The 22,003-nt window shown below is 68.4% G+C and carries 23 protein-coding genes; 16 read left to right on the top strand and 7 right to left on the bottom strand.

Annotated features, from left to right (window positions below; translation table 11 throughout):
* Positions 1 to 10 precede the first annotated feature (10 nt).
* The 8 genes from C9E82_RS09580 (at position 11) to C9E82_RS09615 (ending at position 8,816) form a co-directional block, all read left to right on the top strand.
* Positions 11 to 898 (top strand): LysR family transcriptional regulator, encoded by an 888-nt coding sequence (locus C9E82_RS09580; RefSeq protein ID WP_119897459.1) that lies wholly within the window; start codon positions 11 to 13, stop codon positions 896 to 898.
* Between the two features lie 86 nt (positions 899 to 984).
* Positions 985 to 1,461 carry a formate dehydrogenase subunit gamma gene (locus C9E82_RS09585; protein WP_119897458.1) on the top strand — a complete coding sequence of 159 codons (477 nt, stop codon included), beginning with the start codon at positions 985 to 987 and terminating at the stop codon, positions 1,459 to 1,461.
* Complete coding sequence (locus C9E82_RS09590; RefSeq protein ID WP_119897457.1) at positions 1,458 to 2,978, top strand: formate dehydrogenase beta subunit; 1,521 nt, start codon at positions 1,458 to 1,460, stop codon at positions 2,976 to 2,978. The genes C9E82_RS09585 and C9E82_RS09590 overlap by 4 nt, the downstream gene beginning before the upstream one ends.
* Complete coding sequence (gene fdhF, locus C9E82_RS09595) at positions 2,975 to 5,896, top strand: formate dehydrogenase subunit alpha (RefSeq protein ID WP_119897456.1); 2,922 nt, start codon at positions 2,975 to 2,977, stop codon at positions 5,894 to 5,896. Before C9E82_RS09590 ends, fdhF begins: the two co-directional genes overlap by 4 nt.
* Positions 5,897 to 5,903: 7 nt before the next feature.
* Positions 5,904 to 6,728, top strand: coding sequence for a formate dehydrogenase accessory sulfurtransferase FdhD (fdhD, locus tag C9E82_RS09600; RefSeq protein ID WP_420849811.1), 825 nt, complete (start codon positions 5,904 to 5,906; stop codon positions 6,726 to 6,728).
* The gene (locus C9E82_RS09605; RefSeq protein ID WP_119897455.1) at positions 6,718 to 6,921 is read left to right on the top strand and encodes a formate dehydrogenase subunit delta; all 204 of its coding nucleotides are present in this window, start codon (positions 6,718 to 6,720) and stop codon (positions 6,919 to 6,921) included. The genes fdhD and C9E82_RS09605 overlap by 11 nt, the downstream gene beginning before the upstream one ends.
* A gap of 81 nt (positions 6,922 to 7,002) precedes the next feature.
* Positions 7,003 to 7,953: a diacylglycerol/lipid kinase family protein gene (locus C9E82_RS09610; RefSeq protein WP_119897454.1), complete on the top strand. Its 951-nt coding sequence runs from the start codon at positions 7,003 to 7,005 to the stop codon at positions 7,951 to 7,953.
* Positions 7,950 to 8,816, top strand: a complete 867-nt coding sequence (locus tag C9E82_RS09615) for a metallophosphoesterase family protein (protein ID WP_119897453.1) — start codon at positions 7,950 to 7,952, stop codon at positions 8,814 to 8,816. The genes C9E82_RS09610 and C9E82_RS09615 overlap by 4 nt, the downstream gene beginning before the upstream one ends.
* On the opposite strand, the gene modC is transcribed toward C9E82_RS09615, so the two are convergent.
* Genes modC through modA form a run of 3 tightly spaced genes read right to left on the bottom strand, consistent with a single transcriptional unit; the run spans position 8,753 to position 11,299 of the window.
* Complete coding sequence (gene modC / locus C9E82_RS09620; RefSeq protein WP_119897472.1) at positions 8,753 to 9,847, bottom strand: molybdenum ABC transporter ATP-binding protein; 1,095 nt, start codon at positions 9,845 to 9,847, stop codon at positions 8,753 to 8,755. The genes C9E82_RS09615 and modC overlap by 64 nt on opposite strands.
* Positions 9,844 to 10,542, bottom strand: coding sequence for a molybdate ABC transporter permease subunit (gene modB, locus C9E82_RS09625; RefSeq protein ID WP_119897452.1), 699 nt, complete (start codon positions 10,540 to 10,542; stop codon positions 9,844 to 9,846). Before modB ends, modC begins: the two co-directional genes overlap by 4 nt.
* Positions 10,543 to 10,546: 4 nt before the next feature.
* Positions 10,547 to 11,299: a molybdate ABC transporter substrate-binding protein gene (gene modA, locus C9E82_RS09630; protein WP_119897451.1), complete on the bottom strand. Its 753-nt coding sequence runs from the start codon at positions 11,297 to 11,299 to the stop codon at positions 10,547 to 10,549.
* A gap of 320 nt (positions 11,300 to 11,619) precedes the next feature.
* Between modA and rpsA the strand changes: the two genes are divergently transcribed.
* The 6 genes from rpsA to trpB all read left to right on the top strand — a co-directional run bounded on the left by rpsA (position 11,620) and on the right by trpB (position 16,663).
* A complete protein-coding gene (gene rpsA, locus C9E82_RS09635) occupies positions 11,620 to 13,299 on the top strand; it encodes a 30S ribosomal protein S1 (RefSeq protein WP_119897450.1) in 1,680 nt (559 codons plus the stop codon).
* A 239-nt stretch (positions 13,300 to 13,538) separates the two neighbouring features.
* Positions 13,539 to 13,823 carry an integration host factor subunit beta gene (gene ihfB / locus C9E82_RS09640; protein WP_119897449.1) on the top strand — a complete coding sequence of 95 codons (285 nt, stop codon included), beginning with the start codon at positions 13,539 to 13,541 and terminating at the stop codon, positions 13,821 to 13,823.
* Positions 13,824 to 13,888: 65 nt separating this feature from the next.
* Positions 13,889 to 14,299, top strand: a complete 411-nt coding sequence (locus C9E82_RS09645; protein ID WP_119897448.1) for a LapA family protein — start codon at positions 13,889 to 13,891, stop codon at positions 14,297 to 14,299.
* 8 nt (positions 14,300 to 14,307) lie between these two features.
* On the top strand, positions 14,308 to 14,943 hold the full coding sequence (locus C9E82_RS09650; protein ID WP_119897447.1) for a phosphoribosylanthranilate isomerase: 636 nt from the start codon (positions 14,308 to 14,310) through the stop codon (positions 14,941 to 14,943).
* Positions 14,940 to 15,386, top strand: coding sequence for a GNAT family N-acetyltransferase (locus C9E82_RS09655; RefSeq protein WP_119897446.1), 447 nt, complete (start codon positions 14,940 to 14,942; stop codon positions 15,384 to 15,386). The genes C9E82_RS09650 and C9E82_RS09655 overlap by 4 nt, the downstream gene beginning before the upstream one ends.
* A 50-nt stretch (positions 15,387 to 15,436) precedes the next feature.
* Complete coding sequence (trpB, locus tag C9E82_RS09660; protein ID WP_119897445.1) at positions 15,437 to 16,663, top strand: tryptophan synthase subunit beta; 1,227 nt, start codon at positions 15,437 to 15,439, stop codon at positions 16,661 to 16,663.
* A gap of 56 nt (positions 16,664 to 16,719) precedes the next feature.
* On the opposite strand, the gene C9E82_RS09665 is transcribed toward trpB, so the two are convergent.
* From C9E82_RS09665 to pth, 4 genes are all read right to left on the bottom strand, one after another.
* Positions 16,720 to 17,313 carry a DUF4893 domain-containing protein gene (locus C9E82_RS09665; protein ID WP_221035977.1) on the bottom strand — a complete coding sequence of 198 codons (594 nt, stop codon included), beginning with the start codon at positions 17,311 to 17,313 and terminating at the stop codon, positions 16,720 to 16,722.
* Positions 17,297 to 17,671, bottom strand: a complete 375-nt coding sequence (locus tag C9E82_RS09670) for a DUF2237 family protein (RefSeq protein WP_119897443.1) — start codon at positions 17,669 to 17,671, stop codon at positions 17,297 to 17,299. The genes C9E82_RS09665 and C9E82_RS09670 overlap by 17 nt, the downstream gene beginning before the upstream one ends.
* 70 nt (positions 17,672 to 17,741) lie before the next feature.
* A complete protein-coding gene (locus tag C9E82_RS09675) occupies positions 17,742 to 18,857 on the bottom strand; it encodes a DUF2332 domain-containing protein (RefSeq protein WP_119897442.1) in 1,116 nt (371 codons plus the stop codon).
* Positions 18,854 to 19,558, bottom strand: coding sequence for an aminoacyl-tRNA hydrolase (gene pth / locus C9E82_RS09680; RefSeq protein WP_119897441.1), 705 nt, complete (start codon positions 19,556 to 19,558; stop codon positions 18,854 to 18,856). Before pth ends, C9E82_RS09675 begins: the two co-directional genes overlap by 4 nt.
* A gap of 163 nt (positions 19,559 to 19,721) precedes the next feature.
* On the opposite strand from pth, the gene C9E82_RS09685 reads away from it, so the two are divergent.
* Positions 19,722 to 20,354, top strand: coding sequence for an ATP-dependent Clp protease proteolytic subunit (locus C9E82_RS09685; RefSeq protein WP_119897440.1), 633 nt, complete (start codon positions 19,722 to 19,724; stop codon positions 20,352 to 20,354).
* A 175-nt stretch (positions 20,355 to 20,529) separates the two neighbouring features.
* The gene (clpX, locus tag C9E82_RS09690) at positions 20,530 to 21,795 is read left to right on the top strand and encodes an ATP-dependent Clp protease ATP-binding subunit ClpX (RefSeq protein WP_119897439.1); all 1,266 of its coding nucleotides are present in this window, start codon (positions 20,530 to 20,532) and stop codon (positions 21,793 to 21,795) included.
* Positions 21,796 to 22,003: the final 208 nt, after the last annotated feature.

The following is a 22,003-nucleotide window of genomic DNA, read 5'->3' on the forward strand; positions in this document are numbered from 1 at the left end:
GAGGATCGCGGTGATCGACAAGCTGGAAATGTTCCTGGCCGTCGCCAAGGAGGGCCATTTCGGCCGCGCCGCCGCCTCGCTCGGCATTACCCAGCCGACGCTTTCGGCCGGCATCAAGCAGCTCGAGGAACAGCTGGGCGTGCTGCTGATCTTTCGCGGCTCGCGTTATGGCGGGCTGACGCCCGAGGGCCAGAGCGCGCTGGTCTGGGCGCGCCGCATCGTCGGCGACAGCCGCCAGCTGCGCGAGGAGATGCGCGCCACGCGCCACGGGCTGTCGGGGCGGCTGCGCATCGCCGTCATCCCCACCGCGCTGACCTGGGCCGCCAAGATCAGCGCCCGTTTCGGCGCGAACCATCCCAATGTCGGCTTCACCATCCTGTCGCGCACCTCGGTCGAGATCCTGCAGATGATCGACGATCTGGACGTGGATGCGGGGATCTCCTACCTGGACAACGAGCCTTTGGGGAAGGTCAGCACGGTTCCCCTTTATGACGAGCGGTTCATGCTGGTCTGCGGGGCCGATTGCGACCTGGCGGCGCGCGACAGCGTAAGCTGGCAGGAATTGCAGGGGCGCAGGCTGTGCCTGCTGACCTCGGACATGCAGAACCGGCGCATCATCAACCGCAACCTGGCCAGCGCCGGGGTCACGCCGCAGGCGACGGTCGAATCGAACTCGACCGTGGTGCTGGCGGCGCATGTGCTGGCGGGGGACTGGCTGACCGTGCTGCCCGAGGACATCGCCAGCTTCCTGGCCGATGGCAAGCCGATCCGGCTGATCCGGCTGGAAGGCCCCGAGCCCAGCCATGCCGTCGGCCTGGTCGCCCCCTATCGCGAGCCCCACACCCCGGTCCTGGAGGCGCTTCTGGCCGAGGCGCGGCGGATGGTTTCTGATAGATAACTTCTATCGACCAACGGAACGTCGATATTGATTCTGTATCGAGAAAGCTGTTTGGTGGGATACCAGAACAAGTCGAAAGGCCAGCCATGCACCATAATGCGCCAGCCCCGACCGAGGAGGAGATTCGCGAGATTGTCGCCGGATTTGCCGCGCTCGAGGGGCCACTTCTGCCGATGCTGCACGCGTTGCAGGATGCCTATGGCCATGTGCCCTCTGCCGCCATTCCGGTTCTTGCCGATGTGCTGAACCTGGGCCGCGCCGAGGTCCATGGCGTCATCAGCTTCTATCACGACTTCCGCGACCATCCGGCCGGGCGGCATGTGCTGAAGATCTGCCGGGCCGAGGCCTGCCAGTCGATGGGCGCCAATGCGCTGGCCGAGGAGACGCTGAAGAAGCTGGGCATCGGCTGGCATGACACGACCCCCGACGGGCGGGTGACGGTGGAGCCGGTCTATTGCCTTGGCCTTTGCGCCTGCGCGCCTGCCGCGATGCTGGACGACCGGCTGGTCGGCCGCCTCGACGATGCCCGCATGGACCGGCTGCTGGAGGAGGCGCGCCCATGAGGATCTATGTTCCGATGGACAGCGCCGCCGTGGCGCTGGGGGCCGACGAGGTGGCACAGGCGATCACCCGCGAGGCCCAGGCCCGCGGCATCGAGGTCCAGCTGATCCGCAACGGCACCCGCGGCATGGTCTGGCTGGAGCCCCTGGTCGAGATCGAGGAAGACGGCAGGCGCATCGGCTATGGCCCGGTGGCGGCGGGCGACGTGCCCGCGCTGCTGGACGGCAAGCTGGACAGCCTGGGCCCGGTCGAGGAGATCCCCTTCTTCGCCCGCCAGACCCGGCTGACCTTCGCCCGCTGCGGCCTGATCGACCCGCTGGACCTGGACGCCTACGCTGCGCATGGCGGCCTGGCCGGCTTGCGCCGCGCCATCGGCATGACCCCGCAGGAGATCGTGGCGGAAGTCACCGCCTCGGGGCTGCGCGGCCGCGGCGGCGCGGGTTTCCCGACCGGCATCAAGTGGAAGACGGTGATGGAGGCCGAGGCGCCGCAGAAATACATCGTCTGCAATGCCGACGAGGGCGACAGCGGCACCTTCGCCGACCGCATGATCATCGAGGGCGATCCCTTCGTGCTGATCGAGGGCATGGCGATCGCCGGCCTGGGCGTGGGCGCGACGCGCGGCTATGTCTATCTGCGTTCCGAATATCCGGTGGCGATCCGCGTGCTGGAAGCCGCCATCCGCATCGCCCGCGAACGCGGCGTGCTGGGGGCGGACGTGCTGGGATCGGGCCGCGCCTTCGACATGGAGGTGCGCATGGGCGCCGGCGCCTATGTCTGCGGCGAGGAGACCAGCCTGCTGAACAGCCTGGAAGGCAAGCGCGGCGTGGTCCGCGCCAAGCCGCCGCTGCCCGCGCTGGAAGGCTTCCTGGGCCGGCCGACCGTGGTCAACAACGTGATCTCGCTGGCCACCGTCCCGGTCATCTTCGAGAAGGGCGCGCAGCATTACGCCGATTTCGGGCTGGGCCGCTCTCGCGGCACGGTCACGCTGCAGATCGCCGGCAATGTCCGCCATGGCGGGCTGTTCGAGACCGCCTTCGGCCTGTCCCTGGGCGAGGTCGTCAACGATATCGGCGGCGGCACCGCCTCGGGCCGGCCGGTCAAGGCGGTGCAGGTCGGCGGGCCCCTGGGCGCCTACATGCCGGTGGAGAAATTCGACACGCCCATCGGCTATGAGGAGTTCGACAGCCAGGGCGGGCTGATCGGCCATGCCGGGCTGGTCGTGTTCGACGATACCGCCGACATGCTGCGGATGGCGCGGTTCGCGATGGAGTTCTGCGCCGTCGAAAGCTGCGGCAAATGCACCCCCTGCCGGATCGGCGCCGTCCGCGGCGTCGAGACCATCGACCGCATCGCCGAAGGCGACGGCCAGGCGGTCGAGCTGCTGACCGATCTCTGCGCCACCATGAAGGAGGGCTCGCTCTGCGCGCTGGGGGGCTTCACGCCTTACCCGGTGATGTCGGCGCTGACCCATTTCCCCGACGATTTCGCCTGCGAACGCAAGGAGGCCGCCGAATGAAGGACTTCATCATTCCCGCTTACCCCCCCGGCGACGACCGCGACATGGGCACTCCCGCCCGGACCGGCGCGCCGGTCACGCTGACCGTGGACGGAATCGACGTGACGGTGCCCGAGGGAACCTCGGTCATGCGCGCCGCCGCCGAGGCCGGGATCATGGTCCCGAAGCTCTGCGCCAGCGACAACATGGAGGCCTTCGGGTCCTGCCGGCTGTGCCTGGTCGAGATCGACGGCCGCCGCGGCACGCCGGCAAGCTGCACCACGCCGGTCTCCGAGGGCATGGTGGTCCATACCCAGTCCGACAAGCTGCGCCGGATGCGGCGCGGGGTGATGGAGCTTTACATCAGCGACCACCCGCTGGACTGCCTGACCTGCGCCGCCAATGGCGATTGCGAATTGCAGGACATGGCGGGCGAGGTGGGCCTGCGCGACGTGCGCTACAAGGCGCCCGAGGGCGGGCGGCTGGACAACCACTTCACCATCCGCGAGGGCGCGGGCACCAATGCGCGCTATGTCCCCAAGGACGAGAGCAACCCCTATTTCACCTATGATCCCGCGAAATGCATCGTCTGCTCGCGCTGCGTGCGCGCCTGCGAGGAGGTGCAGGGCACCTTCGCGCTGACCATCGAGGGGCGCGGCTTCGACAGCCGCGTCAAGGCGGGCGGACCGGATGACAGCTTCCTGACCTCGGATTGCGTCAGTTGCGGCGCCTGCGTGCAGGCCTGCCCGACCGCGACCCTGCAGGAGAAATCCGTCTACGAGCTGGGCACGCCCGAACGCTCGGTCATCACCACCTGCGCCTATTGCGGGGTCGGCTGCAGCTTCAAGGCGGAACTGAACGGCGACCAGCTGGTGCGCATGGTGCCTTACAAGCACGGCAAGGCCAATCGCGGCCACAGCTGCGTCAAGGGCCGCTTCGCCTATGGCTATGCCAGCCACAAGGACCGGATCCTGAAGCCGATGATCCGCGACAGCATCGACGAGCCCTGGCGCGAGGTCGAATGGGACGAGGCGCTGGCCTTCGCGGCCGGCAGGATGCTGGGCATCCAGAAGAAATACGGCCGCCGCTCGGTGGGCGTCATCACCTCGTCGCGCTGCACCAACGAGGAAACCTATCTGGTGCAGAAGCTGACCCGCGCGGTCTTCATGAACAACAATACCGACACCTGCGCCCGCGTCTGCCATTCGCCCACCGGATACGGGCTGGGCAAGGCCTTCGGCACCTCGGCCGGGACGCAGGATTTCGACAGCGTCATGCATTCCGACGTGGTCATGATCATCGGCGCCAACCCGACCGACGGCCATCCGGTCTTCGCCAGCCGCCTGAAGAAGCGGCTGCGGGCGGGGGCGAAGCTGATCGTGGTCGATCCGCGCCGCGTCGACATCGTGCGCTCGGCCCATGTCGAGGCGGCCCATCACCTGCCGCTGCGGCCCGGCACCAATGTCGCCGTGGTCACCGCCATGGCCCATGTGATCGTGACCGAAGGGCTGATGGACGAGGATTTCATCCGCACCCGCTGCGACTGGGACGAATTCCAGCAATATGCCGAATTCGTCAGCCAGCCGCGCCACAGCCCCGAGGCCACCGAGATGCTGACCGGCGTGCCGGCGGCGGATCTGCGGGCGGCCGCGCGGCTGTTCGCGACCGGCGGCAACGGCTCGATCTATTACGGGTTGGGCGTGACCGAGCACAGCCAGGGCTCGACCACCGTGATGGGCATCGCGAACCTTGCCATGCTGACCGGCAATATCGGCCGCGAGGGCGTCGGCGTGAACCCGCTGCGCGGCCAGAACAACGTGCAGGGCTCTTGCGACATGGGCTCCTTCCCGCACGAGCTGCCGGGCTATCGCCATGTGAAGCTGCCCGACGTGCGCGAGATCTACGAGAAGGCCTGGGGCGTCGAGATCGACCCCGAGCCCGGCCTGCGCATCCCCAACATGCTGGACGCGGCGGTCGAGGGCAGCTTCAAGGGGCTCTATTGCCAGGGCGAGGACATCCTGCAGTCGGATCCCGACACCAAGCATGTCGCGGCCGGGCTGGCGGCGATGGAATGCGTCATCGTCCATGACCTGTTCCTGAACGAGACCGCCAATTACGCCCATGTCTTCCTGCCGGGCTCCAGCTTCCTGGAAAAGGACGGCACCTTCACCAATGCCGAACGCCGCATCAACCGCGTGCGCAAGGTGATGGCGCCCCGCAACGGCTATGAGGACTGGGAGATCACCCAGCTTCTGGCCAATGCGATGTTGCAGGAAATGGGGGGCGCGAAATGGACCTATACCCATCCCGCCCAGATCATGGACGAGATCGCCGCCACCACGCCCAGCTTCGCCGGCGTCAGCTACGAGCTTCTGGAAGAGGTCGGCTCGGTCCAGTGGCCCTGCAACGAAGCCGCGCCCCAGGGCACGCCGATGATGCATATCGACGGCTTCGCCTCGGGCAAGGGACGGCTGATGATCACCGAATACGTGGCGACCGACGAACGCTCGGGTCCGCGCTATCCGCTGCTGCTGACCACGGGCCGGATCCTGGCGCATTACAATGTCGGCGCGCAGACGCGGCGCACCGACAACGTCGCCTGGCATCCCGAGGACGTGCTGGAGATCCACCCCCACGATGCCGAGGTTCGCGGCGTCAAGCAGGGCGACTGGGTGCGGCTGGCCTCGCGTTCGGGCGAGACGACGCTCAGGGCGCTGCTGACCGATCGGGTGTCGCCGGGCGTGGTCTACACGACCTTCCACCACCCGGACACGCAGGCCAATGTCGTCACCACCGATTTCTCGGACTGGGCCACGAACTGCCCGGAATTCAAGGTGACGGCGGTGCAGGTCAGCCCCTCGAACGGGCCTTCGGAATGGCAGGAGCGTTACAACGAACAGGCCGAACGCTCGCGCCGGATCCTGCCCGCGGCCGAGTGAGCGCGCCTTGAGCCTGCCGCCGCCGACCCTGACCGCCGAGGCGCTGTCCGTCCGCAAGGGCAGCCGCGTCCCGGTCCTGCGCACGCTGCCCGAGGAAGTGCCGGTGGCGATGGTCTATGACGGCACGACCCATGCGGTGATGATGGCCAGCCCCGGCGACATCCATGATTTCGCCCTGGGCTTCTCGCTGACCGAGGGGATCGTGACCGACCCGGCCCAGGTCGCCGATTTCGAGGCGGTGGCCCATGACCAGGGCATCGAGGCGCGGCTCTGGCTGGCCGAAGACCGCGCCGAGGCGCTGGCCGCGCGCCGCCGCACCCTGGCCGGCCCGGTGGGCTGCGGGCTCTGCGGCATCGACAGCCTGGATCAGGCGCTGCGCCCGCTGCCCGACCTGCATGGCGTGGGCCCGATCCTGCCCGAGGTCGAGGTGATGGCCGCGACCGAGGCGCTGCGCGGCTGGCAGCCCCTGCACGACCGCACCCGCGCCGTCCATGCGGCGGGCTTCCTGCTGCCGGGGCAGGGCGTGGTGCTGGCGCGCGAGGATGTCGGCCGCCACAATGCGCTGGACAAGCTGATCGGCGCGATGGCCCGGCAGGGGATCGCGGGGGCGGAGGGCGCCTTCGTGCTGACCAGCCGCGTCTCGGTCGAGATGGTGCAGAAATGCGCCATGGCCGGCGCGGGCATCCTGATCGCCGTCTCGGCCCCCACCGCCCATGCGCTGCGCCTGGCCCAGGGCGCCGGCATCACCCTTGCCGCCTTCGCGCGCGGCGAGGGCTTCGACCTTTTCACCCATCCCCAGCGCCTGAATTGCGAGGTAACAGATGTCGCCTGAGAAAATGGTGATGATGGCGAACCAGATCGCCACCTTCTTCAACACCCAGCCCGGCGACAAGGCGGCCGAGAATGTCGCCGCCCATCTGCGCGATTTCTGGGAGCCCCGGATGCGCGCGCAGCTGAAGGAATACGTCGCCGCCGGCGGCGCCGGGCTGAACCCCACCGTGGCCGAGGCCGCCCGCCAGCTGTGAGCCCGCCGCCCGGCATGGAAACCCAGGCCCCCCCTTGCGGGTTGTCCCGGTGAAAGCGGATGCGTGCCGGGACAGGGGATCATGCAGGACAGCGCCATATTCGATCTGTCGCAGGCTCGGGTCTGCGTGATCTTCAACCGCGGCTCGGGCAGCAAGGACGACGCGGAATTCATCGAGGCCGTGACCGGGGCGCTTGAGCCGCGCGCGGCGGAATTCGCCCTGCGCCGCACCGGCGAGGGCGGGAACCTGGCCGATCTGGCGCGGCAGGCGGTGGAGGACGGCTTCGACCTGATCCTTGCGGCGGGCGGCGACGGCACGCAATCGGCGGTGGCGGGCGCGCTGGCCGGGACGGATGCGGTGATGGGGGTCCTGCCGGGCGGCACCTTCAACTATTTCGCCCGCGACCTGGGCGTCGGCGAAGAACTGGAGGACGCGCTGGAGACGATCCTGGAGGCGCGGGTCCACAGGGTCGATGTCGGGCAGATCAACGACCTGATCTTCCTCAACAATGTCAGCTTCGGCGCCTATCCGCACATCCTGAAGACGCGCGAGGGGATCTATCGCCGCTGGGGCCGGTCGCGCCTTGCCGCCTATTGGTCGGTGCTGGTCGCGCTGCGCCGCCTGCGCCGCCCGATGCGGCTGACCGCGCGGGTCGGCGGGCAAAAGCGTCATTTCAGCACCGCGCTGGTCTTCGTCGCCCGCAGCGCCTATCAGCTGGAAAGCTTCGGGCTGGACGGGGCCGAGGCGATCCGCAACGGCCAGTTCGCGGTGCTGGTCGCCAAGGCGAAGCGCCCGCTGCCGCTGATGGGCTCGGCCTTCCGGCTGGCCTTCGGGCGCAGCGCGAAGGACAGCGATTTCGACCTGATCCTGACCGAGGAGCTGACCATCGAGACCGACAAGCCGCGCCAGCTGGTCGCCCATGACGGCGAAAAGACCCTGATGCGGGCGCCGTTCCACCTGAAGGTGCTGCATGACGGGCTGCAGGTCTTGTTGCCCGCCGATGGCAGCAACAAGACCGACGGGGCGGAATGACCCGGATCCTGCACCTGTCGGACCTGCATTTCGGCTTCCATCGCGCCGCGCTGGTCGAGCCCCTGCTGCGGCGGATCAATACCGCGCAGGCCGATCTGGTGGTCGTCACCGGCGACCTGACCCATCGCGCCCGGCCCGCGCAATATCGGCAGGCGGCGGATTTCCTGCGCCGGATCGGTCCCGACTGGATCGCCGTGCCGGGCAATCACGACCTGCCGCTGTTCAACCTTCCGGGGCGGATCTTCCGGCCCTATGCCGGCTATCGCGCCGCGATCTGCCGCGAGCTGGCGCCGATGCGCCGGATCGGCGCGGTGCAGGTGCTGGGCGTGAACAGCGCCGATCCCCTGGCGATCCAGCGGGGCAGGCTGCCGCGCCGGATGGTCGATGGCCTGCTGGCGCGGCTGGCGCAGGCGCCGGTGAACATCGTGGCGCTGCACCATCCGCTGCAGCACCGCCCCGAGGTGGACAAGGCGCTTGCGCGCGGCGCGGAACAGGCGCTGGCGCGGCTTGAGGGCGTGGGCGCGCAGATCGTGCTGAGCGGGCATCTGCATGTCTGGGCGGCGGGGGCCTTCCTGGACCCGGTGGCGGGGCGCGGCATCCTGCAGATCCAGGCCGGCACCGCGCTTTGCGCCCGGCCCGGCGATCTGCGCAACGAATTCTGCCTGCTGGACATCCAGGGCGCGGAGCTGACCATCGAGCGCCATGTCGCCCCGATGGACGAGCCCGGCTTCCGCCCGCCCGAATACCTGCATTTCTCGCGCGCCTCGGGGGCGTGGCACCCCCTGGGCCACAGCCCGGATCAGGAAACCGAGCCGATCCCCACCGATCCCGGCGCGACCGAGACCGCCTTCAGGACCGCATAGAGGGACTGGCCCGGCGCCAGCCCCAGCGCCGTGGCCGAGCGGCGGGTGATCCGCGCCAGCAGTGCCTCGCCCCCGGCCTCCAGCCGCACCAGCATCCCGGAATCGCCGATCGGGGTCAGGTCGCGGATCGTGACCGCCAGCACGTTCAGCGCCGAGATCCCCTCGGGCCGGGTCCGCGCCAGCATCACGTCCTGCGCCAGGATGCGCAGCCGCAGCGCGGTGCCCGGCGCGGCATCCACCTGCGGCAGCCAGACCGGCCCCGCCGCCGTCCCCAGCCGCGTCAGGCCGTCACCCTCCTGCGCCTCGACGCGGGCCGAGATGATCGCCCCGGCCTCGCGCAGTCCCAGAAGCGGCGCGGTGGCCGGATCGGACAGGATCGCGCCGGCGGGGCCCGCGGCGGTCACGCGGCCCGCGTCGATCAGCACGACGGTGGTGGCCAGCCGCGCTACCTCGGCCGGGGAATGGCTGACATAGAGGATCGGCAGCCCGGTCTCGTCCCGCAGCCGCTCCAGATAGGGCAGGATCTCGGCCTTGCGCGCCTCGTCCAGCGCGGCAAGGGGTTCGTCCATCAGCAGGATGCGCGGATTGGACAGGATCGCCCGGCCAAGCGCGACGCGCTGCCTTTCGCCGCCCGACAGCGCGCCGGGGCGGCGCAGCAGCAGCGGGCCGATCCCCAGCATCTCGACGATGCGCGCCATCTCGGCGCCCTGGCGGCCGCGGGCGAACCAGCGCCCGTAAAGCAGGTTCTGCCGCACCGTCAGATGCGGAAACAGCCGCGCCTCCTGGAAGACATAGCCCAGGCTGCGGCGATGCGGCGGCAGGAAGCGGCCGGTGGTGCTGTCCGACAGGACCAGCCCGCCCGCCTCGATCCGGCCCTGGTCGGGGCGCATCAGCCCGGCCACGGCATTGATGATGGTGGTCTTGCCCGATCCCGATTGCCCGAACAGCGCGGTCAGCCCGGCGGGCGCGTCGAAGGCGGCGTCCAGCGTGAAACCCGCGAAGCGGTGGCGGATGGCCAGGGACAGCATCAGCCGCCCCCGATGCGCCGCGCGACGGCACGGGCGATCCATTCCGACAGGAACAGCGCCGCCATGGCGATCACGATGGCGATCATCACCAGCCGCGCCGCCGCGCCTTCGCCGCCGGGCACCTGCAGGAAGGCATAGATGGCCGAGGGCAGGGTCTGGGTCTGGCCGGGGATGTTCGAGACGAAAGTGATCGTCGCGCCGAATTCGCCCATCGCCTTGGCGAAGGCCAGCACCATGCCCGCCAGGATGCCGGGCAGGATCAGCGGCAGGGTCACGGTCAGAAACACCCAGACGCGCGAGGCCCCCAGCGTCGAGGCCGCCTGTTCCAGCTTCGGGTCCACCGCCTCGATCGCCAGCCGGATCGCGCGGACCATCAGCGGGAAGGCCATGATCGCGGCGGCCAGGGCCGCGCCGGTCCAGCGGAAGGCGAAGGTGATGCCGAACCACTGGTCCAGGAACTGCCCCACCGTGCCGCGCCGCCCGAAGGTCAAGAGCAGCAGATAGCCGGTCACGACCGGCGGCAGCACCAGCGGCAGATGCACCAGCCCGTTCAGCAGTCCATGTCCCGGAAAGCGCCAGCGGGCCAGCGCATAGGCGACCAGCACGCCCAGGGGCAGGCTGGCCGCCACGGCCCAGAGCGAGACCTTCACCGACAGGCGGACCGCCTGCCATTCCGCCGGGGTCAGCCAGTCCGTCACCGGGTCAGTTCAGCACCGTGAAGCCATGCGCCTGGAAGATCGCCCCGGCGGATTCGCCCGACAGCGCCTCGTAGAAGTCGCGGTCGGCCTGGTCGGCGGCGCCGGTCAGCAGGCCGGCGGGATAGGTGATCTCGGGATAGCTGTCGGCAGGGAAGTCGCCCACGATGGTCACGTTGTCCTCGGCTGCGGCATCGGTCGCGTAGACGATGCCATAAGGCGCCTCGCCGGTCGAGACCAGCGTCAGCGCGGCGCGGACATTGTCGGATTGCGCGACATCGGCCTCGACCGCCTGCCAGACGCCAAGGGTTTCCAGCGCGGCCTTGCCGTATTGGCCTGCCGGCACGGAATCGACCAGCGCCATGGCCAGCTTCTCGCCGTCCAGCAGCTGGTCCAGGGGGAAGCCCGGCCCGATCTCGACCGGCTCGGCCCCTTGCCCATGGGCGATCAGCACCAGCCGGTTGCCCAGCAGGTCGGTGCGCGCGCCCTCGGCCACCATGCCTTCCTGGTCGACCGCATCCATCCATTCGACATTGGCCGAGATGAACAGGTCGGCCGGCGCGCCCTCGATGATCTGCTTGGCCAGCGCGTTCGAGCCGGCATAGGACAGCGTGACCTCGTGGCCGGTCTCGGCGCTCCATTCGGCGGCGATCTCGTCCAGCGCGTTCTTCAGCGAGGCGGCGGCGAAGACCACGACCTCGTCCGCGGCGGCGGGCAGGGGGGCCAGAAGGGCAAGGGCGGTCAGGGCAGGGCGCAGCATCGGGGGTCCTTTCGAGTGATGGTCGTCCGTCCGGGACGATATGTCGGAAGGAAGCTAACGCCGCGCCGTGCCCCGGCGCAAGCGATATTTCCAGCTGGATACATCCCCGGATTATCGCTGCGCTATTCAACTAAATGTTGATTTATGGCCCTTGGGCGCTTATATGCCGCCCCAGTCAATCGGGCGACATGGTCACAACAGACCGCTGCATACGGGTCGGGCGTCACGCTTCGACCCTTTGTCGTTCCGAAAGACGCCCAACAGACCGGCGGAGCCAACCGTCAGGCCAGTCAAACAGACGTAAAGGAAACTGATCATATATGTGCGCTAAAGCGACCATGGAGGAATTCGAAGCCCTCCTGAACGAAAGCTTCGAGATCGACACGCCCGAAGAGGGTTCGGTCGTCAAGGGCAAGGTCATCGCCATCGAGGCGGGCCAGGCCATCATCGATGTCGGCTACAAGATGGAAGGCCGCGTCGATCTGAAGGAATTCGCAAATCCCGGCGAGGAAGCCAAGATCGCCGTCGGCGACGAGGTCGAGGTCTATCTGGACCGCGTGGAAAACGCCCGCGGCGAAGCCTCGATCAGCCGCGAGAAAGCCCGCCGCGAAGAGGCCTGGGATCGTCTGGAGCGTGCCTATGGCGATGAAGAGCGCGTCGAAGGCGCCATCTTCGGCCGCGTCAAGGGCGGCTTCACCGTCGATCTGGGCGGTGCCGTGGCCTTCCTGCCCGGTTCGCAAGTGGATGTCCGCCCCGTGCGCGACGCCGGCCCGCTGATGGGCCTGAAGCAGCCCTTCCAGATCCTGAAGATGGACCGCCGCCGCGGCAATATCGTCGTGTCGCGCCGCGCCATCCTGGAAGAGAGCCGCGCCGAGCAGCGCGCCGAGGTCATCGCCAACCTGACCGAAGGCCAGACCGTGGACGGTGTCGTCAAGAACATCACCGAATACGGCGCCTTCGTGGATCTGGGCGGTGTCGACGGCCTGCTGCACGTCACCGACATGGCCTGGCGCCGCGTCAACCACCCCTCCGAGATCCTGTCGATCGGCGAGACCCTCAAGGTCCAGGTCATCAAGATCAACAAGGACAGCCACCGCATCAGCCTGGGCATGAAGCAGCTGCAGGCCGATCCCTGGGATACCGTCGGCGACAAGTTCCCGATCGGCTCGGTTCACCAGGGCCGCGTGACCAACATCACCGATTACGGCGCCTTCGTGGAGCTGGAAGCCGGTGTCGAGGGCCTGGTCCATGTCAGCGAAATGAGCTGGACCAAGAAGAACGTCCATCCGGGCAAGATCGTCTCGACCTCGCAAGAAGTCGATGTGATGGTGCTGGAGATCGACGAGGCCAAGCGCCGGGTCAGCCTGGGTCTGAAGCAGACCATGCGCAACCCGTGGGAAGTCTTCGCCGAAACCCACCCGAGCGGCACCGTCATCGAGGGCGAGGTCAAGAACATCACCGAATTCGGTCTGTTCATCGGCCTGGACGGCGATATCGACGGCATGGTCCACCTCTCGGACATCTCGTGGGATGCCCGTGGCGAGGATGCCATCCAGGACTTCCGCAAGGGCGACGTGGTGAAAGCCGTGGTCCAGGACGTGGATGTCGAGAAAGAGCGCATCTCGCTGTCGATCAAGGCCCTGGAAAACGAGCACATGGCCGAAGCCGTCGACGGCGTGAAGCGTGGCACCATCGTGACCGCGCAGGTCACCGCCATCGAGGATGGCGGCATCGAGGTGGAATATAACGGCGTCAAGTCGTTCATCCGCCGCAGCGACCTGGCCCGCGACCGCCAGGACCAGCGCCCCGAGCGTTTCCAGGTCGGCGACAAGGTCGATGCCCGCGTCACCAACATCGACACCAAGACCCGCCGCCTGGGCCTGTCGATCAAGGCCCGCGAGATCGCCGAGGAGAAAGAGGCCATCGACCAGTATGGCAGCTCGGATTCGGGCGCCTCGCTGGGTGATATCCTTGGTGCCGCGCTGAACCGCAACAACTGAGCGGCCGGCACGCCCTGATCCGCCCCGTCCCCGGTTCGTTCCGGGGGCGGGGTTTTTCTTGCCTGAAACCGGTGCTAGCGCAAGCAGCGGCCTCTTGCGCGCGCGGGGCAAAGCTGGCATCGCTATGAAACCAAGTCGTTGTTTCGGCGTTTGGCCAAGAGGATGCGAGGCTGGCAGCTGCGTTTCGGCTGACCGAAAGACCGCCCCGCGCAAGAATGTCGCAGCATAAGGGGAGTGCGATGATCCGGTCCGAACTGATCCAGAAGATCGCCGAAGAAAATCCGCATCTGTTCCGCCGGGATGTCGAGCGGATCGTGAACACGGTTTTCGAGGAAATCATCGACGCGATGGCGCGGGGCGACCGGGTCGAGCTGCGCGGCTTCGGCGCCTTCTCGGTGAAGAAGCGCGAATCCCGCACCGGCCGCAACCCGCGCACCGGCGAATCCGTCGAAGTCGAGGAAAAGCACGTGCCCTTCTTCAAGACCGGCAAATTGCTGCGCGACCGGTTGAACGGCGACGCCTGAGCGGGGTAAACAGCGGCCAGCCACGCGGCCGTTCCGGCCCGACGCGCCATCCCAAGGGGTCTGCCATGCGTTTCATCCGCCTGTCCTTCGTCATCCTGCTGGCCATCGTGCTGATCGCCGTCGCGCTCGCGAATCGCGACATGGTCACGCTCAGCGCCTTTCCGGCGAATTTCGACCAGTATCTGGGCGGGCAATGGTCGGTGCGGCTGCCGCTGTTCCTGGTGATCTTCCTGGCCTTCGCGCTGGGGATGCTGGCCGGCCTGGTCTGGGAATACCTGCGCGAGGCGCATATCCGCCGCGAGGCACGCCGCCGCTCGACCGAGGTCCAGCGGCTGGAGCAGGAGGTCAGCCACCTGCGCGACCGCCATGCCAGTCCGCGCGACGAGGTCCTGGCGATCCTCGACCGGCCGAAATCCGCGCCCGCTGCGGCCCCGGCCGATCCCGCCGCGGCTGCCTCGCTGCCCGCGCCGCGCTGAGCGGCCCGATGGCTCAGGTCAAGATCTGCGGATTGCGCGAAGCGGCCCATGTCGCCGCCGCGGTCGAGGCCGGCGCCCGCTATCTGGGCTTCGTCTTCTTCCCGAAATCGCCGCGCGCCATCCTGCCCGCCCAGGCCGCCGCCCTGGCCGCCGAGGTGCCGCCGGGCGTCGCCCGCGTGGGGCTCTTCGTCGATCCGGGTGACGCGCTGCTCGAAGCGACCCTGGCCGCGGCGCCGCTTGACCTGATCCAGCTGCACGGCGCGGAATCCCCCGCCCGCGTCTCGCAGATCAAGGCGCGCTTCGGCCTGCCGGTGATGAAGGCGGTGGGCATCGCCGGGCCCCAGGACCTGGACGCGCTGTGGGATTACGCGCTGGTCGCCGACATGCTGCTGGTCGATGCCAAGCCGCCAAAGGATGCGGTGCTGCCGGGCGGCAACGGGCTGGCCTTCGACTGGCGGCTGCTGGTCGGGCGCAAATGGCTGAAGCCCTGGCTTCTGGCGGGCGGGCTGACCCCCGCCAACGTGGCCGAGGCGATCCGCCTGACCGGCGCGCCCGGCGTCGATGTAAGTTCCGGCGTCGAGACCGCTCCCGGCGTCAAGGACGCCGCCCTGATCCGCGACTTCATCCGCGAGGCCGCCCCATGACCGTCGCCTTCCAGCCCGCCACCCGCGCCGACGTGCCCGCCGTGGTCGCCCTGCTGGCCGACGACATCCTGGGCCGCGGCCGGGAAACCGCCGATCTCGCCCCCTATCTCGCCGCCTTCGACGCCATGCGCGCCGAGGGCGGCAACACCCTCTATGTGGGCCGGATCGGCGCGGCGATCGTCGCCTGCTACCAGCTGACCCTGATCTCGGGCCTGTCGCTCTCGGCCGCGCGCCGCGCGCTGCTGGAGGGGGTGCGCGTCGCCTCGACCCATCGCGGCCAGCGCATCGGCGAGGCCCTGGTCGCCGATGCCGAGGCCCGTGCCCGCGCTGCCGGCTGCCGGCTGATCCACTTCACCACCAACAAGGCCCGCGGCGACGCGCATCGCTTCTATGACCGCATGGGCTTCACCCCAAGCCATATCGGCTATAAGAAACCGCTCTAGACTTCTTCGTTGCCCAAATACCCGAAATCCGAACCGCGAAGGCGCATCCCATGGCCGATGACCTGCTGAACAGCTTCAAGACCGGACCCGACGAGCAGGGCCGCTTCGGCATCTATGGCGGCCGCTTCGTCAGCGAGACGCTGATGCCGCTGATCCTGGATCTCGAGACCGAATACGAGCGCGCCAAGACCGACCCGGAATTCTGGGCGCAGATGGACGATCTCTGGACCCATTATGTCGGCCGCCCCTCGCCCTTGTATTTCGCCGAGCGGCTGACCGAGCATCTGGGCGGCGCGAAGATCTACCTGAAGCGCGACGAGCTGAACCATACCGGCGCCCACAAGATCAACAACGTGCTGGGCCAGATCCTGCTGGCGCGGCGCATGGGCAAGACCCGCATCATCGCCGAGACCGGCGCCGGCCAGCACGGCGTCGCCACCGCCACGGTCTGCGCCCGCTTCGGGCTGAAATGCGTGGTCTACATGGGCGCCCATGACGTGGAACGCCAGGCGCCCAACGTCTTCCGGATGCGCCTTCTGGGCGCCGAGGTCGTGCCGGTCACCTCGGGCCGCGGCACGCTGAAGGACGCGATGAACGACGCGCTGCGCGACTGGGTGACCAATGTGCGCGACACCTTCTACTGCATCGGCACGGTCGCCGGCCCGCATCCCTATCCGGCGATGGTGCGCGACTTCCAGTCGATCATCGGCAAGGAGGCGCGCGAGCAGATCCTGGCGCGCGAGGGCCGGCTGCCCGACACCATCATCGCGGCCATCGGCGGCGGCTCGAACGCGATGGGGCTGTTCTTCCCCTTCCTCGACGACCAGTCGGTGCGCATCATCGGGGTCGAGGCCGGCGGCAAGGGCGTGGACGACCGGATGGAACATTGCGCCAGCCTGTCGGGCGGGCGCGCGGGCGTGCTGCACGGCAACCGCACCTATCTGCTGCAGGATGAGGACGGCCAGATCCTCGAAGGTCATTCGATCAGCGCCGGGCTCGACTATCCTGGCATCGGCCCGGAACATGCCTGGCTGAAGGACATGGGCCGCGCCGAATATGTCGCGATCACCGATGACGAGGCGCTGGCCGCCTTCCAGCTCTGCTGTGCGACCGAAGGCATCATCCCGGCGCTCGAGCCCAGCCATGCGCTGGCCCATGTGATGAAGATCGCCCCGGACCTGCCCGCCGACCACCTGATCGTGATGAACATGTGCGGGCGCGGCGACAAGGACATCTTCACCGTCGCCAAGCATCTGGGCTTCGACATCCAGACCTGACCGGCAGACCTGACCGGCAGACCTGACCGGCAGGCCCGACCGGCGCCCCGGCCCGCTCAGTCGCGGGTCAGGACCAGCAGGTTGGTCTCGGATTCCAGGTGCGGCTGCGGAAAGATGATCCGTCCCGCCGTTTCCGAGACCATCTCGACCAGGCCGATCTCCGGCATGAATTGCGGGACGGACTGCGGCTCCACAGCCTCGGGCAGGTCCGCATAATCGGGCGGCGTCTCGCCGGCGACGAAGCCGGTGCCCAGATAGACCAGCTGTCCCTCGACCAGGTGCAGCGCGCCGCGCGTCCGCTGCGACCCGGTCAGCTTCTCGAAACCGCCATCGCCATTCGCGCGGCAGCGGAAGGGCTGATAGGCGACGATCGGCAGGTTGCGGCCCAGCTTGATCATCCGGCAGTTCCAGTCGCCCGGCAAGAGGTCCATCGCCGCCTCGGGCGCCATCGCCGTCCCGCGCAGCCCGTCCCGCAACAGGGCCAGGTCATCCGCGCCGCCACCGGCAAAGGCGGCCCGCAGCGCCCTGCCCAGGCTGGCATCCAGTGCCGCAAGCCTCTCCTGGTCGTCGCTGCGCAACGGCTCGCCCATTGCGGCAAGCGGCATCAGCAGCGCCGCCATCGCAGAAAGCGCCTTAACTTTGCCGGTCAAGTGCATGGGCTTGCAGCAATTCCAGCGGGATGATGTCCAGCGCCCGAAGATGGGTGGATTCCAGGACCACCTGCGGCGCGGCATATTCCTGGGCCGCCTGCAGGAACCGCGCCGCGCAAAGGCACCAGCGGTCGCCGGGCTGCAGTCCCGCGAAACCATATTCGGGCCGGGGCGTGGACAGGTCGTTGCCCAGATATTTGGACATGGCCAGGAACTCGGCGGTGACGACGACGCAGACCGTGTGGCTGCCGCGATCCTCGGGGCCGGTATCGCAACAGCCGTTGCGAAAGAAGCCGGTCATCGGCGCGGTCGAGCAGGGCCGCAGCTCCCCGCCAAGGACGTTCAGAGATGGCTCCATCCTCGCCTCCTTCCCGACAAGGCTAGCCCGGCCGGGGCGATCCGCCAACCCCTTCCTCCGGCGGAGGGGATCACAGTTGCTCGGGCGCCCAGTCGATCCAGCGGCCGTGGAAATCCGCCCGCCCCAGCGACCAGCATCGCTCTTTTCCGTCCCACAGCCTCAGCCGCAGCGCGGCGCCTTGCCCGCCATCGGCCTCCATCGAGAAATGCGCCAGCGGCGCCGAGACGCCGGCCCGCGCCCCCGCCCGCCGGATCGCGCCTTCGCAATCCGCCTGCGTGGCGGCGGGGAAATACTGCCAGGCGACGGTGTGAAAGACGAAACCCAGCCGGCCCGGCGCGGGCTCGGCCAACCGCGCCTCCAGCCAGGCACCCGCATCCCCGGCCGCCACCTTCGGCCGATGGCGCCGCGCGATCTCCAGCGCCCCGCGCAGCCGCTCCAGCCGCGCCTCCTGGTCCGCCCAGCAATAGGCCGTCAGCCGCAACGCATCGGCCACCGGATCGACCGGCCGCAGATCGACCCCCACGGCCTCGGCGACCTCCAGGCGCCCGCCCGGCACCTCGCCCCGCCATTCCGGCGCCAGGACCACCCGCCCAGACTTTTCACCTGGCCCAAATATCCCGGGGGAATCCGGGGCCCTTGCCCCGGATGGGGGCAGCGCCCCCTTCTCTGTCCCCTTCTGTGCCCCCTCCTGCACCCCCTGCGGCGCCAGGTGATAGCGATGAAAGTTCAGGTTCAGCCCGGCCGAGGCCCCCAGCTCCAGCGCCCGGATCGGCAGCGGCGCCAGGGCCTGCGCGAAACGCGCCGCCGCGATGATCGCGGCCGAGCGCGCGACCTCGTTGGTCTGCGGCGGGTTGTCCAGCCAGCCCAGCAAGTCGTCCTCGTGGCGGGCCAGGACCTCCAGCAGCAGCTCCGCCCCGACCTCCCCCCGCGCATAAGCCGCGCGCAGCTCGGGCGCCCGGCCGGCCAGGACCAGCCCGTGCAAGCCGCCGCAGAGCCGCAGCGGCAGCGAATCCGCCGCGGGCCCCGGATCGCCGGTCCAGCCCAGCACGCGGCGCGCGAGGGCGCCCTGGCCGGGCTGCAATGCCTCGGCCAGATGGTCGCAGAGCTGCGCCGTCAGCGGCGACCCCAGCACGCGGCAGGCCTCGGCCTGGCGGCGGAAGGCGGCGCGGACCGCGTCGCCGCTCATCTGAACCGCTCGGTCAACGCGCGCAGCCGGTCGGCAAGGCTCTGCGGCGGCTCCGGGGGATCCTCGGCCGCGGCTTTCCCGGCCGGGGCAGGCGTTGCGCGCGGCGCGGGCGCCGCCTCGCCGCTGTTGCGGGCCGGCGCCACGCGGGCGGCGACGGCATTGAGGAAACGCGCGCCATCGCCCGCCGCCAGCATCGGCGCCCCGTCCGAGATCCCGCGCAAGAGGTCCTCCAGCCAGTCCCGGTCGGGCTTGGCGAAATCCGACAGCACCCAGCCCGAGACCCGGTCCTTGTGCCCCGGATGGCCGATCCCCAGCCGCAGGCGCTGGTAATCCGCGCCGATATGCTGGTGCAGCGAGCGCAGCCCGTTATGCCCGGCATGGCCGCCGCCCTGCTTCAGCCGGCATTTGCCGGGCGCCAGGTCCAGCTCGTCATGCAGCACCACGACATCGGCGGGGGTCAGCTTCAGATAGCGCATCGCCTCGCCCACCGACTGGCCCGACAGGTTCATGAAGGTCTGCGGCTTCAGCAGCATGACGCGCACGGTGCCCAGCCGCCCCTCGGCCACAAGCCCCTGGAAGCGCGCCTTCCAAGGCCCCAGCCCGTGATCGGCGGCGATCCGGTCCAGCGCCATGAAGCCGATATTATGCCGGTTTCCCTCGTATTTCGCGCCCGGATTGCCCAGTCCGACGATCAGTTTCACCGCGTTCTCCTGCCTTGGCACCCTCGACCAGAAGGGCGAAATTCGTTCCATCCCTTGCGGCGGACCTTGCCGGTTACTAAGACTCTGTCAACCTTTCGCGGCTAAGACAGGTATCAAACCCGGACGAATCGCGGGGACGGGAACTGACAGGCAAGGACAGAAGATGAGCGATCCGGCAGAATTCTACATGAATACCCTCGTTCCCATGGTGGTCGAACAGACCTCTCGCGGGGAACGGGCCTACGACATCTTCTCGCGCCTCTTGAAGGAACGGATCATCTTCGTCTCGGGGCCGGTCCATGACGGCATGTCGACGCTGATCTGCGCGCAGCTGCTGTTTCTCGAGGCGGAAAACCCCTCGAAGGACATCAGCATGTATATCAACAGCCCCGGCGGCGTGGTGACCTCGGGCCTGTCGATCTACGACACGATGCAGTATATCCGCCCGCGCGTCTCGACGCTGGTGGTGGGGCAGGCGGCCTCGATGGGCTCGCTTCTGCTGGCCGCGGGAGAGCCGGGGCTGCGCTATTCGCTGCCCAACAGCCGGGTGATGGTCCACCAGCCCTCGGGCGGCTTCCAGGGCCAGGCGACCGACATCCTGATCCATGCCCGCGAGACCGAGAAGCTGAAGCGCCGGCTGAATGAAATCTACGTGAAGCATACCGGCCGGACCCTGCCCGAGGTGGAGCAGGCGCTGGAGCGCGACCGCTTCATGTCGCCCGAGGAAGCGAAGGAATGGGGCCTGATCGACGAGGTTCTGGAGCCGCGCGGCAAGGCCGAGCCCGAGAAGAAATAAGGCCGGTGGCGGCCCGTTGGGGATTGTGACGGAAGCACGTCATCCTTAACATATGGCCAGACGCTGTCCGCCACGGCTCGGGGGTTGCGTGGCGGATGATCGAAGCTGCGGCGCGCGGGGGTTCCGGCGCCGCCCGTGTCACCGGAAGGCGGCACGGCAATGAAGGAAATGGACGATGGCAAACCAGTCCGGCGGCGACAGCAAGAACACGCTCTATTGCAGCTTCTGCGGCAAGAGCCAGCATGAGGTCCGCAAGCTGATCGCGGGGCCGACCGTCTTCATCTGCGATGAATGCGTCGAGCTGTGCATGGACATCATCCGCGAGGAAACCAAGTCCAGCGGGCTGAAATCCGGCGACGGCGTGCCGACCCCGAAGGAGATCTGCGGGGTTCTCGACGATTACGTCATCGGCCAGGAACATGCCAAGCGCGTGCTGTCGGTGGCGGTCCACAACCACTACAAGCGGCTGAACCACGGCGCGAAATCCGATATCGAGCTGGCGAAGTCGAACATCCTGCTGATCGGCCCGACCGGCTGCGGCAAGACGCTTCTGGCGCAGACCCTGGCGCGGATCCTCGACGTGCCCTTCACCATGGCCGACGCGACCACGCTGACCGAGGCGGGCTACGTGGGCGAGGATGTCGAGAACATCATCCTGAAGCTGTTGCAGGCCAGCGAATACAATGTCGAGCGCGCGCAGCGCGGCATCGTCTATATCGACGAGGTCGACAAGATCACCCGCAAGTCCGACAATCCCTCGATCACCCGCGACGTCTCGGGCGAGGGGGTGCAGCAGGCGCTCCTGAAGATCATGGAGGGCACGGTCGCCTCGGTGCCGCCGCAGGGCGGGCGCAAGCATCCGCAGCAGGAATTCCTGCAGGTGGACACCACGAACATCCTGTTCATCTGCGGCGGCGCCTTCGCGGGCCTGGACCGGATCATCGCGCAGAGGAACAAGGGCACGGCGATGGGCTTCGGCGCCTCGGTCAAGGAAAACGACGACCGCGGCGTGGGCGAGCTGTTCAAGGAGCTGGAGCCCGAGGACCTGCTGAAATTCGGCCTGATCCCGGAATTCGTCGGCCGCCTGCCGGTCATCGCGACCCTGACCGACCTGGACGAGGAAGCGCTGATCATCATCCTGACCAAGCCGAAGAACGCCCTGGTCAAGCAGTATCAGCGCCTGTTCGAGCTGGAGGGGGTCGAGCTGACCTTTACCGAGGACGCGCTGAGCGCCATCGCCAAGCGCGCCATCAAGCGCAAGACCGGCGCGCGCGGGCTGCGCTCGATCATGGAGGAGATCCTCCTGGACACCATGTTCGAACTGCCCGGCATGGACAGCGTCGAGGAAGTGGTCGTCAACGAGGAAGCGGTCGAGAACGCCGCCGCGAAACCGTTGCTGATCCATACCGACGCGAAGAAGGAAACCGCCTCGGCGGGCTGATCCGGCCCCCACGCCGCGGTGCGCGTGATCGAGGAAGGGCGTCCCCCGCGGGCGCCCTTTTGCCAAGGGCGCCCGCGCTTGCCGGGCCGGGTGCGGAAGATCGCCCCCCGCCTGCAGCGATTTCCGACAATGCGCGCCATTTGTTGTCCTCGCAGGGTCATGGCGGATCTGGACCTTCGGGCCGGTTTGGGCCATATCTTGCGGCAGA

This window comes from Paracoccus sigandri (assembly GCF_003709565.1).
GTDB lineage: Bacteria > Pseudomonadota > Alphaproteobacteria > Rhodobacterales > Rhodobacteraceae > Paracoccus > Paracoccus siganidrum.

Excerpts from the sequence above, each read along its gene's own strand:
- C9E82_RS09605 (WP_119897455.1), top strand. The coding sequence starts at position 6,718 with ATGTCGCCTGAGAAAATGGTGATGATGGCGAACCAGATCGCCACCTTC.
- C9E82_RS09585 (WP_119897458.1), top strand. The coding sequence starts at position 985 with ATGCACCATAATGCGCCAGCCCCGACCGAGGAGGAGATTCGCGAGATT.
- C9E82_RS09615 (WP_119897453.1), top strand. The coding sequence starts at position 7,950 with ATGACCCGGATCCTGCACCTGTCGGACCTGCATTTCGGCTTCCATCGC.
- C9E82_RS09645 (WP_119897448.1), top strand. The coding sequence starts at position 13,889 with ATGCGTTTCATCCGCCTGTCCTTCGTCATCCTGCTGGCCATCGTGCTG.
- C9E82_RS09610 (WP_119897454.1), top strand. The coding sequence starts at position 7,003 with ATGCAGGACAGCGCCATATTCGATCTGTCGCAGGCTCGGGTCTGCGTG.
- ihfB (WP_119897449.1), top strand. The coding sequence starts at position 13,539 with ATGATCCGGTCCGAACTGATCCAGAAGATCGCCGAAGAAAATCCGCAT.
- clpX (WP_119897439.1), top strand. The coding sequence starts at position 20,530 with ATGGCAAACCAGTCCGGCGGCGACAGCAAGAACACGCTCTATTGCAGC.
- C9E82_RS09590 (WP_119897457.1), top strand. The coding sequence starts at position 1,458 with ATGAGGATCTATGTTCCGATGGACAGCGCCGCCGTGGCGCTGGGGGCC.
- C9E82_RS09650 (WP_119897447.1), top strand. The coding sequence starts at position 14,308 with ATGGCTCAGGTCAAGATCTGCGGATTGCGCGAAGCGGCCCATGTCGCC.
- C9E82_RS09685 (WP_119897440.1), top strand. The coding sequence starts at position 19,722 with ATGAGCGATCCGGCAGAATTCTACATGAATACCCTCGTTCCCATGGTG.
- modA (WP_119897451.1), bottom strand. The coding sequence starts at position 11,299 with ATGCTGCGCCCTGCCCTGACCGCCCTTGCCCTTCTGGCCCCCCTGCCC.
- rpsA (WP_119897450.1), top strand. The coding sequence starts at position 11,620 with ATGTGCGCTAAAGCGACCATGGAGGAATTCGAAGCCCTCCTGAACGAA.
- C9E82_RS09675 (WP_119897442.1), bottom strand. The coding sequence starts at position 18,857 with ATGAGCGGCGACGCGGTCCGCGCCGCCTTCCGCCGCCAGGCCGAGGCC.
- C9E82_RS09655 (WP_119897446.1), top strand. The coding sequence starts at position 14,940 with ATGACCGTCGCCTTCCAGCCCGCCACCCGCGCCGACGTGCCCGCCGTG.
- trpB (WP_119897445.1), top strand. The coding sequence starts at position 15,437 with ATGGCCGATGACCTGCTGAACAGCTTCAAGACCGGACCCGACGAGCAG.
- fdhF (WP_119897456.1), top strand. The coding sequence starts at position 2,975 with ATGAAGGACTTCATCATTCCCGCTTACCCCCCCGGCGACGACCGCGAC.
- C9E82_RS09670 (WP_119897443.1), bottom strand. The coding sequence starts at position 17,671 with ATGGAGCCATCTCTGAACGTCCTTGGCGGGGAGCTGCGGCCCTGCTCG.